10 protein-coding genes are annotated in these 11,972 nt (G+C 54.3%); 6 read left to right on the top strand and 4 right to left on the bottom strand.

All coding sequences use genetic code 11. The annotated features are described in order from the left end of the window. Nucleotides 1-174 precede the first annotated feature (174 nt). Nucleotides 175-2,445, top strand: coding sequence for a TonB-dependent siderophore receptor (locus K5Y30_RS12500; protein ID WP_110868070.1), 2,271 nt, complete (start codon nt 175-177; stop codon nt 2,443-2,445). Nucleotides 2,446-2,451: 6 nt separating this feature from the next. On the opposite strand, the gene pmrB is transcribed toward K5Y30_RS12500, so the two are convergent. The 3 genes from pmrB to dacB are packed head-to-tail and all read right to left on the bottom strand — an operon-like array spanning nt 2,452 to nt 5,605. Then, complete coding sequence (gene pmrB / locus K5Y30_RS12495; RefSeq protein WP_222211626.1) at nt 2,452-3,513, bottom strand: two-component system sensor histidine kinase PmrB; 1,062 nt, start codon at nt 3,511-3,513, stop codon at nt 2,452-2,454. Continuing rightward, complete coding sequence (gene pmrA / locus K5Y30_RS12490) at nt 3,510-4,172, bottom strand: two-component system response regulator PmrA (RefSeq protein ID WP_222211624.1); 663 nt, start codon at nt 4,170-4,172, stop codon at nt 3,510-3,512. The genes pmrB and pmrA overlap by 4 nt, the downstream gene beginning before the upstream one ends. Next, nucleotides 4,172-5,605, bottom strand: coding sequence for a serine-type D-Ala-D-Ala carboxypeptidase (gene dacB / locus K5Y30_RS12485; protein WP_137386837.1), 1,434 nt, complete (start codon nt 5,603-5,605; stop codon nt 4,172-4,174). The genes pmrA and dacB overlap by 1 nt, the downstream gene beginning before the upstream one ends. A gap of 246 nt (nt 5,606-5,851) precedes the next feature. Here dacB and greA point away from each other — a divergent pair, with 246 nt between their 5' ends. Beyond that, nucleotides 5,852-6,328, top strand: a complete 477-nt coding sequence (gene greA, locus K5Y30_RS12480; protein ID WP_222211615.1) for a transcription elongation factor GreA — start codon at nt 5,852-5,854, stop codon at nt 6,326-6,328. A 126-nt stretch (nt 6,329-6,454) separates the two neighbouring features. On the opposite strand, the gene yhbY is transcribed toward greA, so the two are convergent. Next, entirely contained in the window at nt 6,455-6,748 is a 294-nt protein-coding gene (gene yhbY / locus K5Y30_RS12475; protein ID WP_007886683.1) for a ribosome assembly RNA-binding protein YhbY, read from the bottom strand. A 126-nt stretch (nt 6,749-6,874) separates the two neighbouring features. On the opposite strand from yhbY, the gene rlmE reads away from it, so the two are divergent. From rlmE to glmM, 4 genes are all read left to right on the top strand, one after another. Then, nucleotides 6,875-7,504, top strand: a complete 630-nt coding sequence (gene rlmE, locus K5Y30_RS12470) for a 23S rRNA (uridine(2552)-2'-O)-methyltransferase RlmE (RefSeq protein WP_007886684.1) — start codon at nt 6,875-6,877, stop codon at nt 7,502-7,504. Nucleotides 7,505-7,679: 175 nt separating this feature from the next. After that, complete coding sequence (gene ftsH, locus K5Y30_RS12465) at nt 7,680-9,587, top strand: ATP-dependent zinc metalloprotease FtsH (protein WP_036620266.1); 1,908 nt, start codon at nt 7,680-7,682, stop codon at nt 9,585-9,587. Nucleotides 9,588-9,717: 130 nt separating this feature from the next. Then, the gene (gene folP, locus K5Y30_RS12460) at nt 9,718-10,551 is read left to right on the top strand and encodes a dihydropteroate synthase (RefSeq protein WP_222211613.1); all 834 of its coding nucleotides are present in this window, start codon (nt 9,718-9,720) and stop codon (nt 10,549-10,551) included. Nucleotides 10,552-10,554: 3 nt separating this feature from the next. Then, the gene (gene glmM, locus K5Y30_RS12455; RefSeq protein ID WP_222211611.1) at nt 10,555-11,889 is read left to right on the top strand and encodes a phosphoglucosamine mutase; all 1,335 of its coding nucleotides are present in this window, start codon (nt 10,555-10,557) and stop codon (nt 11,887-11,889) included. Nucleotides 11,890-11,972 lie beyond the last annotated feature (83 nt).

Genomic DNA, 11,972 nt, shown 5'->3' with positions numbered 1-11,972 from the left:
GACTGCGCTCAAAAATGAGCACGCCTGTTCCGCCAGAGGCTTACCGTTCGGTAAGGTTGCGCTACGGATGGTTTGAAGGGTCTGGAACTGGGCGCGATATGGACAGGGATCTTCTCACCGGCTCGCCAGTTAAGCATCCAACGGCTTTTTGCTGGCCATCCAGGAACGTATAAAATGAAAAATTACTCACGGTTATCGTTAGCCATTCTGATTGAACTGGGGCTCAGCGCCTCACTGCTTTCCAGCAGCGCCTGGGCAGCAGAGACTTCCTCCAGCAAAACCTCAGCCAGCACGACTGACGCACAATCAATGGACGGCGGCACCTTGATGGTCACCGCGCAGCAGCAGAACCTGCAAGCGCCGGGCGTCTCAACCATTACCGCCGACGAAATCAAAAAACATCCGCCCGCGCGTGATGTGTCTGAAATTATCCGTACCATGCCAGGCGTTAACCTGACCGGCAACTCCACCAGCGGCCAGCGCGGTAACAATCGCCAGATCGATATTCGTGGTATGGGCCCGGAAAACACCTTGATCATGGTGGACGGCATGCCGATCACCAGCCGCAACTCGGTGCGCCTTGGCTGGCGTGGCGAGCGTGATACGCGTGGCGACACCAACTGGGTGCCGCCGGAGATGATCGATCACATCGACGTGATTCGTGGACCGGCGGCGGTGCGTTACGGTAACGGCGCGGCGGGCGGTGTGGTGAATATCATCACCAAAAAACAGACCGATCAGCAGTGGCACGGTTCCTGGAACACCTATTACAACGTGCCGGAACATAAAGCGGAAGGCGCCACTAAGCGCACTAACTTCAGTCTGGAAGGGCCGCTGGGCGATGATTTCAACTTCCGTTTGTACGGTGGTTTAGCCAAAACCCAGGCCGATGCCTATGACATCAACGAAGGGCATGCGGCGGCGCGCACTGGCAGCTATGCGGGCAGCTATCCGGCCGGTCGTGAAGGTTCGGTTAATAAAGATATTAATGCTTTGCTGAGCTGGGCGTTTGCACCGATGCAGACGCTGGAGCTGCAGGCCGGTTACAGCCGTCAGGGCAACCTGTATGCGGGTGATACGCAGAACACCAACACCAGCGCGCTGGTGAAAAGTCTGTACGGTGATGAAACTAACCGCCTGTATCGCCAGAACGTCTCATTGAAATGGACCGGCGCATGGGATAACGGCGTCAGCACCAATACTTACGCGCGCTACGAGAAAACCCGCAACTCGCGCATCAATGAAGGTTTGGCCGGCGGCACCGAAGGCATCTTCTCTAACAGCGGTTTCAACACCATTCAGCTGGATGACGTGCTGCTGCATAGCGAAGTCAGCATTCCGTTTGAGCTGCTGTTTAACCAAACGGCGACGCTGGGTACCGAATGGAACCAGCAGCGCATGAAGGATGGCTCTTCCAACACGCAGGCGGCGAGCTACGGTGCGGTACCGGGCATCGATAACACCGGTCGCAGCCCGTATTCCCAGGCAGAGATTTTCTCGCTGTTTGCGGAAGACAACATGGAGCTGACCGATAGCACCATGCTGACGCCAAGCCTGCGTTTCGATCATCACTCGATTGTTGGCAATAACTGGAGCCCGTCGCTCAACCTGTCACAAGGTTTGGGCGATGACTTCACGCTGAAGATGGGGATTGGTCGCGCCTATAAAGCGCCGAGCCTGTATCAGACCAACCCGAACTACTTGTTGTACAGCAACGGTCAGGGTTGTGCGGCCAGCACCGGCGCCTGTTATCTGCAGGGTAACAGCGACCTGAAAGCGGAAAACAGCATCAACAAAGAGATTGGTCTGGAGTGGAAACACGAAGGTTATCAGGCCGGTTTAACCTGGTTCCGCAATGATTATCGCAACAAGATCGAAGCCGGTTACTCGCCAGTGAGCAAAGCATCCAATGGCACCACAGATATTTATAAGTGGGAAAACGTACCGAAAGCGGTGGTGGAAGGGCTGGAAGGCACCGTCAACGTGCCGTTCTCCGACAGCGTGATGTGGAATAACAACTTCACCTATATGCTGCAGAGTAAGAACAAAGAGACCGGCGATCGTTTATCGGTGATTCCGGAATACACGCTGAATTCGACGCTGAGCTGGCAGGCGACGCAGGATCTGTCGCTGCAAACCACGCTGACCTGGTACGGCACGCAGACGCCGAAGAAGTATGATTACAAAGGGAATCTTTCGACCGGCAGCGCAACGGATAAAGTGAGTCCTTACTCAATTATCGGTATGAGCGGTACCTACGATATCAACAAGTACGCCAGCGTCACGGTGGGCATTGATAACCTGTTCGATAAACGTCACTATCGCGAAGGTAATGCGCAAACCACCGGTAACGCCAACACCAACTCTTATCTGTATGGAGCGGGTGCGAATACCTACAACGAATCTGGGCGTACTTACTTTATGAGCCTGAATACCCACTTCTAACGGCGCTTAGCCAATCAGTTGATGCGGTAAATAGCAGCGGGCAATCAGCCCGCTGCGATCTTCACGGTTCACCAGCTCCAGCCTGCCGCGATGCATCTGCACGATGCGCAGCACGATATTCAAACCCAAACCGCTGCCGCCATAACGCTGATCGCGACGACGAAACGCCTGCGTCAGCTCTTCCGCAGCGGCGGCTTCAATGCCGGGACCCTGATCCCACACTTCGATGATCACCTGCTGCTGGTCCTGCTGCATCTTCACCGCGACTTCGCTGCCTTCCGGGCTGTAGCGCGAGGCGTTTTCCAGCAGATTGCGCAGCATCAGGCGCAGCAGCACCGCTTCACCTTGCTGCGGCACATCGTCGTTCTGCGGCCAGTGCAGGATTTGCTGACGCTGTTGATACAGCTCGGTCATTTCTGGCTCCAGCGGCTGCATGATGTCCTGTTGCCACTGCAACTGCTGATAGTGACCGCCCGCCAGCGCTTGCCCGGCGCGCGATAACATCAACAGCTGTTCCACGGTGTGCATCAACTGATCGATACGTTCAATTAGCATCTCGCTCTGCGGCACGTTCTGCTGGTGGAGCAGCTCGAGATGCAGGCGTAATCCGGCCAGCGGCGTGCGCAGCTCGTGCGCCGCATCGGCAGTGAACAGGCGTTCCTGCTGCAACGTGTGATCGAGGCGTGAAAACAGTTGGTTGATCGAGGTGGTTACCGCCACGATCTCATCCATTTCGGAGTAGATCGGCAACTGTGTCAGATTATCCGCTGAACGATGCGCAAGGCTGTCCTGCAGCGATTTCAGCGGACGAATAATCCAGTTAATCGCCCAAAACGACAGCAGCAAGGTGAGGGCGACCATGACTAAGGAAGGCAGCAGCAACGAGGCAATGGCTTCACGGATCTCGTTTTCTACCCGATCGTTACGCGCCTGCGCAGAGAGCGTTTCGTTGACTAAAAAACTGATCTGCTCGCGGCTTTCATGCCACAGCCAGATGGCGCTCATCACCTGACAGGTGAGGAGAATCAGCGCCAGCATAATCAATAACCGCTGACGCATGCTGTTCATTCGCGGATTTCCAGACGGTAACCGACGCCGCGCACGGTTTTGATGCGATCTTTTCCGAGCTTGCGACGCAAATTGTGGATGTGAACTTCGAGAGTGTTGGAGCCGGGATCGTCATTCCAGCTGTAGAGATCCTGCTGCAGCGTTTCGCGGTGTACGTTTTGCCCCACGCGCATCAGTAAGCGGGTGAGCAGTGCGAACTCTTTGGGCGTGATCTCCAGCGGCTGATCTTCAAGCAAAACCTGTTGTGAACTGAGATTGAGCGTCAGATCGCCCTGTTGCAGCAGGTTGTCGCTGTGGCCCTGATAACGGCGGATCAGCGCCCGCACGCGTGCCTTCAGTTCAACCAACGCAAACGGCTTCACCAGATAATCGTCAGCGCCGGCATCCAGACCATCAACGCGATCCTCCAGCGCATCGCGCGCCGTGAGGATCAGTACCGGCACCGCAATGCCGTCACGTCGCCATTGTCGCAGCAGTGATGCGCCATCGCGATCCGGCAAGCCGAGATCGAGCACGATCAGGCTGTACTGACCGCTACGCAGCAGCGCGTTGCTCTCTGCGGCGGTACTGGCGCAGTCGATGGCGTAGCCTTGCGAGCTTAACGCCTGCGCAAGGCCCGATTGCAACAGCGCATCATCTTCAACGATTAGCAGTTTCATCAGTTGTTCTTGTTGATATCCGTATAGAGGCGGCTCTCAAAACGTACCAGCGGAATGCGGCGCGTTTTCTGATTTTCCGGCGGTACCGCGTAACCGGACAGGAACTGGACAAAGGCGACGCGCGCGCCGCTGGAGGTGGTGATGAATCCTGCCAGATTATAGACGCCCTGCAGCGAACCGGTTTTCGCCGAGACTTTGCCATCCAGCCCTGCTTCATGCAGACCGCCGCGATATTGCAGCGTGCCGTCGTAACCGGCTAGCGGCAACATCGAAATGTAATTCAGCGTCGAATCATTTTTCGCAATGTATTGCAGCACTTGCATCATGGTCTCTGGCGCGATCAGGTCATGACGCGACAGCCCGGAACCATCAACCTGAATGCTGTTGCCCAGATCGACCCCGGCTTTTTCGCGCAGAATACGACGTACCGCATCTGAACCCGCACGGAAGGTGCCCGGCACGTTGAAGTAATGATGGCCGATGGTGCGGAACACGGTGTCGGCAATCATGTTGTCCGACTTCTTCAGCATGGTGTGCAGCAGCGTGTGCAGCGGCGCTGATTGCGTTGAAGCCAACACGGTACCCGGCGACGTCACTTGCGCCTGGCGAACCAGATGACCGCTGTAATCAATATCGGCGGCGCGCAGCTCGGCTTTAAGTATCTCACCGGCCCACGCAGCACCATCCTGCACGGCAAAGGCCAGCGGCAGCGGCTCTGAACGTTGACGCATGCAGCCGGTTAAGGTGTAACGATTGAGCTCGCCTGGCACCACATCCAGCTCGCAATATTGTCCGTCACCGCTGTTGCGGCCAATGGTGCGCACCTGACTGAACATGTGGGCCGGATAATAGGAGGCGATACGCACAAAGGCGTTTTCGCCCGGCGTATTGGCGCTATACAGCGACACGGAGAAACAGTTTTTATCGACGATGGCCGCTGCGGGTGGCGCACTGAAGCACTGCGTCAAATCGTTCCACGGCCAGCCTGGCGCCATATCGTGGCTGGCGAACACCGAGGTGTCGATCACCAGATTGCCCTTAATATGGGTGATGCCCTGCTTTTTCAGCGCTGTGACCATGTTGCGCAGATCCTGGCGGCTCAGCGTAGGATCGCCGCCAAATCGTGCCACTAAATCACCATTTAGGGTGCCGTCATTGACCGCTCCTTTGGTTTCCATAGTGGTCTGGAAACGAAAATCGGGCCCGAGCTCTAATAAAGCCGCCAGCGCTGTCACCACTTTCATGGTGCTGGCCGGTAACGCCATCTGTTTGCCGTGATAATCGATTATCGGGGTGGATGCGCCCACTTTTTGTACCATCAGCGCCAGGTTTGCGCCGTCTGGCAAATACTGCATGTATTCTTCAACGGGAGCTGCTTGTGCCTGCAGCATAAACGCACAGGTTAATCCGGTAACAAGTCGTGAAAATCGCATAATCTCGCGGTAACTGACGGGTGAGGGCGTCAATACTACGTCCCCGGACGGTGGAAAGTAAACGATGACCCACAGGGAACTCTGGGGTAAAATACGTATCAAAATGCAAAACCGAACCTGACCCGGAAAGCTTTCCGGGTCAGGCTTCTTTTGCTTGTGAAAAGAGGTAACGCGCTGCAGAAGCTGTTTTCTGCTGTCACCGGTCAGGATGACGCCGTTAACCAGGATAGATGACGAGGAGCCAAAATGAATCAGATTCCGATGACGTTGAAAGGCGCTGAGAAGCTGCGCGAAGAGCTGAACGAACTGAAAACTGTGAAGCGTCCGCGCATCATCGCCTCCATCGCCACGGCCCGTGAGCACGGCGATTTGAAAGAGAATGCCGAATATCATGCGGCTCGCGAAGAACAGGGTTTCTGCGAGGGGCGTATTCAGGAGATTGAAGCCAAGCTTTCTAATGCGCAAGTCATTGATGTGACTGCTATGCCGAAAACCGGTCGCGTGATTTTTGGCGCTACCGTGACCATTCTGAATATGGATACGGATGAAGAGTTCACCTACCGCATCGTGGGTGACGATGAAGCTGACTTCAAGCAGAACCTGATTTCAGTGAATTCGCCGATGGCGCGTGGATTGGTTGGAAAATCAGCCGACGATGTCGCGATTGTGAAAACCCCAGGCGGGGATGTGGAATATGAAGTCCTGAAGGTGGAATACCTTTAAGATATTGCTACGCTTTGCAATATGTCGCTGCATTTTGTAAAGAAAGGAAAAAGGCCGCATTGCGGCCTTTTATCACATGCAGGAGCGTGGCACTTTCTTTGCCCGTCGCCGCCTTTAAAGGCATGATTAACGCGGAAGAGTAATTTTACGCTCTTTGGCAGGGCGATACAGCACCAGCGTGTTGCCGATTACCTGTACGTTGCCTGCTTTAGTTTCACGCACGATAGCGTCCACGATCAGCTGCTTAGTTTCACGATCTTCCGAGGCAATTTTTACCTTGATCAATTCGTGATGCTCGAGCGCCAGTTCGATTTCGGCAAGCACGCCTTCGGTCAGGCCATTTCCGCCCAGCATGACAACCGGCTTAAGCGGATGGGCAAGGCCTTTCAGGTGCTGTTTTTGTTTGGTACTCAGATTCATCGTATTTTTTTGCTTACTCAGGGATTGAAAACGGTTCATTCTACCGCCATCTCGGGTATATCGCCAAATCAACGCGACCATTGCGTGCTGATTTATCGCTACGATGACGATTTAATTGGAAAAATTATGACGGGTAAAAAGCGTTCGGCCAGTTCCAGTCGCTGGCTACAGGAACACTTTAGCGATAAATATGTGCTGCAGGCACAGAAAAAAGGGTTACGTTCGCGTGCCTGGTTTAAACTTGAAGAAATTCAGCAGGGTGACAAGATTTTCAAACCCGGGATGACGGTTGTTGATCTCGGTGCGGCACCCGGCGGTTGGTCGCAATACGTGGTTCAGCTTATCGGATCAAGTGGTCGTATCATCGCCTGCGATCTGTTACCAATGGATCCGATTGTCGGCGTTGATTTTTTGCAGGGCGATTTTCGCGATGAGGCGGTACTTAACGCCTTACTGGAGCGCGTTGGCGACCAAAAGGTGCAGGTGGTGATGTCTGATATGGCACCCAACATGAGCGGTACACCTGCGGTTGATATTCCACGTTCGATGTATTTGGTAGAATTGGCGCTGGAAATGTGTCGGGATATCCTGGCTCCAGGCGGCAGTTTTGTCGTGAAAGTGTTTCAGGGAGATGGCTTCGATGAATACCTGCGGGAAATTCGCTCCCTGTTTACGAAAGTAAAAATTCGTAAGCCGGACGCTTCGCGATTACGTTCGCGCGAAGTGTACATTGTGGCGACGGGGCGCAAACTTTAGCCCGAATTGCCGGAATCAAAGCAAGACGACCAATGCGTTTACTCTGATGTGTAATTCTGAGTTTCAGGGTAAACAAGCAAAATCATCCGCACTGCGATTCCAGGTATGAAGGATCTATAGTACCCTACGCTGTCTGTTAACATCGTTGTAATATGAGGTTAATCCCTTGAGTGACATGGCGAAAAACCTGATTCTCTGGTTAGTCATCGCGGTCGTGCTGATGTCTGTATTCCAGAGCTTTGGGCCCAGCGAGTCGAATGGCCGTAGGGTTGATTATTCAACTTTCCTATCGGAAGTGAACCAAGATCAGGTCCGCGAGGCACGAATTAACGGGCGTGAGATTAACGTTGTCAAAAAAGACAGCAATAAATACACCACCTATATCCCCGTCAACGATCCTAAGTTACTCGATAACCTGTTGACCAAAAACGTCAAAGTCGTTGGCGAACCGCCTGAAGAACCAAGCCTGCTGGCTTCCATCTTCATCTCATGGTTCCCAATGCTGCTGCTGATTGGCGTGTGGATCTTCTTTATGCGGCAGATGCAGGGCGGCGGCGGCAAGGGCGCGATGTCCTTCGGCAAGAGCAAAGCCCGCATGCTGACCGAAGATCAGATCAAAACCACTTTTGCTGACGTGGCCGGTTGTGATGAGGCCAAAGAAGAAGTTGGTGAGCTGGTTGAGTATCTACGTGAGCCGAGCCGTTTCCAGAAGCTGGGCGGTAAAATTCCGAAAGGCGTCCTGATGGTCGGCCCTCCGGGTACCGGTAAAACGCTGCTGGCGAAAGCGATTGCTGGTGAAGCCAAAGTCCCGTTCTTTACCATTTCCGGTTCTGACTTCGTGGAAATGTTTGTCGGTGTAGGTGCATCTCGTGTGCGTGACATGTTCGAACAAGCGAAGAAAGCGGCACCGTGCATCATCTTTATCGATGAAATCGATGCGGTTGGCCGTCAGCGTGGCGCCGGTTTAGGCGGTGGTCACGATGAACGTGAACAAACGCTGAACCAGATGCTGGTTGAGATGGATGGCTTTGAAGGTAATGAAGGCATCATCGTCATCGCGGCAACTAACCGTCCAGACGTACTTGACCCGGCGCTGCTGCGTCCGGGCCGCTTTGACCGTCAGGTTGTGGTGGGTCTGCCAGACGTGCGTGGTCGTGAGCAGATTCTGAAAGTCCATATGCGTCGTGTGCCGCTGGCAACCGATATGGATCCATCAGTCATCGCACGTGGTACGCCTGGTTTCTCCGGTGCGGATTTGGCTAACCTGGTCAACGAAGCTGCGCTGTTCGCTGCTCGCGGCAACAAGCGTGTTGTTTCGATGGTTGAGTTTGAAAAAGCCAAAGACAAAATCATGATGGGTGCGGAACGTCGCTCCATGGTGATGACCGAAGAGCAGAAAGAATCGACGGCTTATCATGAAGCGGGTCACGCGATCGTCGGTACGCTGGTTCCGGGTTACGATCCGGTGCACAAGGTCACCATCATCCCGCGTGGTCGTGCTCTGGGTGTGGCCTTCTTCTTGCCAGTAGGCGATGAGATCAGCGCCAACCGTCAGAAGCTGGAAAGCCGTATTTCTGTGGCTTACGGCGGACGTCTGGCGGAAGAGATCATTTATGGTCCGGATTATGTTTCTACCGGTGCTTCATCTGACATCAAAATGGCGACCAGCGTAGCGCGCAACATGGTTACGCAGTGGGGCTTCTCTGAGAAGCTGGGTCCATTGCTTTACGCTGAAGAAGAGGGCGAAGTGTTCCTCGGTCGTTCAGTGGCGAAAGCAAAACACATGTCAGATGAAACGGCGCGCATTATCGATCAGGAAGTTAAACACCTTATCGATACCAACTATCAACGTGCACGCCGTATTCTGAATGAAAACATGGACATCCTTCACGCGATGAAAGACGCGCTGATGAAGTATGAAACCATTGATGCACCGCAAATCAGCGATCTGATGGCACGCCGCGAAGTGCGTCCACCAGCAGGTTGGGAAGAGGCGAAAGTTGCTGTGGGTAACGGCGACTCTACGCAGGCTCCACGTCCTGTTGATGACCCGAAAACGCCGGGTTCAGACAAGATCATGTGATGGCATTCTGGCGGGATGCGTTGCTCACCGCCAGATCTCCCGCCCGCAATACTTGTTACAATGCAAACCCCGGCCAGTCCGGGGTTTTTTACATTCCGCGATTCAGTAATTCCTCAAGGAGATTCTCACCATGAAGTTGTTCGCCCGTGATTCCCATCTCGATCTCTCTTTTCCCCATGTGATGGGTATTTTGAATGTCACGCCGGACTCTTTCTCTGATGGTGGAAGCCACAATACGTTGGTCGAAGCGCTGACGCACACCAATGAAATGGTGAATGCCGGTGCCACCATTATTGATGTGGGCGGTGAATCAACGCGTCCGGGCGCTGATGAAGTTAGCGTGGAAGAGGAGCTGGCACGCGTTATTCCGGTGGTGGAAGCCATCGCGCAGCGTTTTGAGGTGTGGATTTCGGTCGATACTTCCAAACCAGAAGTGATCCGTGAAGCGGCGCGAGTGGGTGCTCACATTATCAATGACATTCGTTCTTTGTCCGAACCGGGCGCGCTGGCGGCGGCGGCAGAAACAGGCTTGCCGGTGTGTCTGATGCATATGCAAGGTGAACCGCGCACCATGCAGCAGGCACCGGAATATAGCCACATCGTGGGCGAAGTGGACGCTTACTTCGCTGCACAGATTGCGCGATGTGAAGCCGCCGGCATCAAAAAAGATAATCTGATGCTCGATCCTGGCTTCGGTTTCGGTAAGAATCTCAGCCACAACTATGAACTGCTGGCCAACCTCAGCCATTTCCACCACTACGGCTTACCGCTGTTGGTAGGAATGTCACGCAAGTCGATGGTTGGGCAGTTGCTAAATGTCGGTCCGGCGCAGCGCCTGACCGGAAGCCTCAGCTGTGCGGTGATTGCCGCCATGCAAGGGGCGCAAATTATTCGCGTACATGATGTGAAAGAGACTGTCGAAGCGATGCGCGTCGTCGAAGCGACACGGAGAGCAAAAGGATAAAGCATGAGTAATCGTAAATATTTCGGTACAGATGGGATTCGCGGCAAAGTCGGTGAAGCACCGATTACCCCTGATTTTGTCCTCAAGTTGGGCTGGGCGGCCGGTAAGGTGCTGGCGCGCCAGGGTTCACGCAAAGTATTGATTGGTAAAGATACGCGTATTTCAGGCTATATGCTGGAATCGGCACTGGAAGCGGGTCTGGCGGCGGCGGGATTGTCGGCGGCTTTCACCGGCCCGATGCCGACGCCTGCAATTGCCTATTTGACTCGCACTTTCCGCGCTGAAGCGGGCATCGTGATTTCAGCTTCTCATAATCCCTTTGACGACAATGGCATTAAATTCTTCTCGGCTGAAGGTACCAAGCTACCGGATGAAGTTGAAGAAGCCATCGAACTGGAGATGGAAAAGCCAATCACCTGCGTGGAGTCGGCTGAACTGGGCCGCGCCAGTCGCATTGTCGATGCTGCTGGTCGTTACATCGAGTTCTGCAAAGGGACTTTCCCAAGCGAGCTGAGCCTGAATGGGCTGAAGATTGTGGTTGATTGCGCGAATGGCGCGACGTATCACATTGCGCCTAACGTGCTGCGCGAGCTGGGTGCGAATGTGATTGCTATCGGCGTGCAGCCGGATGGCATGAACATCAACAAAGATTGCGGTGCGACCGATCTGCGTTTGCTGCAGCATCGCGTATTGGAAGAGAAGGCCGATCTCGGACTGGCGTACGACGGTGATGGCGACCGCATCATGATGGTTGACCATTTAGGTCACAAAGTCGATGGCGATCAAATTCTCTACATCATTGCGCGTGAAGGGCTGCGTCAGGGCCAACTGCGTGGTGGCGTGGTAGGCACGCTGATGAGCAACATGGGTCTGGAACTGGCGCTGAAACAGCTGGGTATTCCATTTACCCGTGCAAAAGTGGGCGACCGCTATGTGCTGGAAAAAATGCAGGAGAAGGGCTGGCGTTTAGGAGCGGAAAACTCCGGTCACGTCATTCTGCTGGACAAAACCACCACCGGCGACGGCATCGTAGCAAGTTTGCAAGTGCTCACTGCAATTGTGCGCAATCATATGACGTTGCATGACCTGTGCAGCGGCATGAAAATGCTGCCGCAGATTTTGGTCAATGTGCGCTTCGCTGGCGAGCACGATCCGCTGGAAAACGAAAGCGTGAAAGCTGTCACTGCGGAAGCTGAAAAAACGCTGGCGGGACGCGGTCGCGTGTTGCTGCGCAAATCCGGCACTGAACCCCTGATTCGTGTGATGGTGGAAGGTGAAGATGAGGCGCAGGTCAGTGCGCTGGCGCATAAAATCGCGGATGCAGTAAAAGCGGTGTAAGTTTTCAGGCGGGGAGTTTTTAAACTTTCCGCCTGCAAAATCACCGGGATGGTGCTTTTTTCCGCAATCGAAAGCGATGGTGA

This window comes from Pantoea sp. DY-5, from assembly GCF_019795955.1.
GTDB classification, from domain to species: domain Bacteria; phylum Pseudomonadota; class Gammaproteobacteria; order Enterobacterales; family Enterobacteriaceae; genus Pantoea; species Pantoea leporis.
This window is presented reverse-complemented; position numbering and strand designations above follow the sequence as displayed.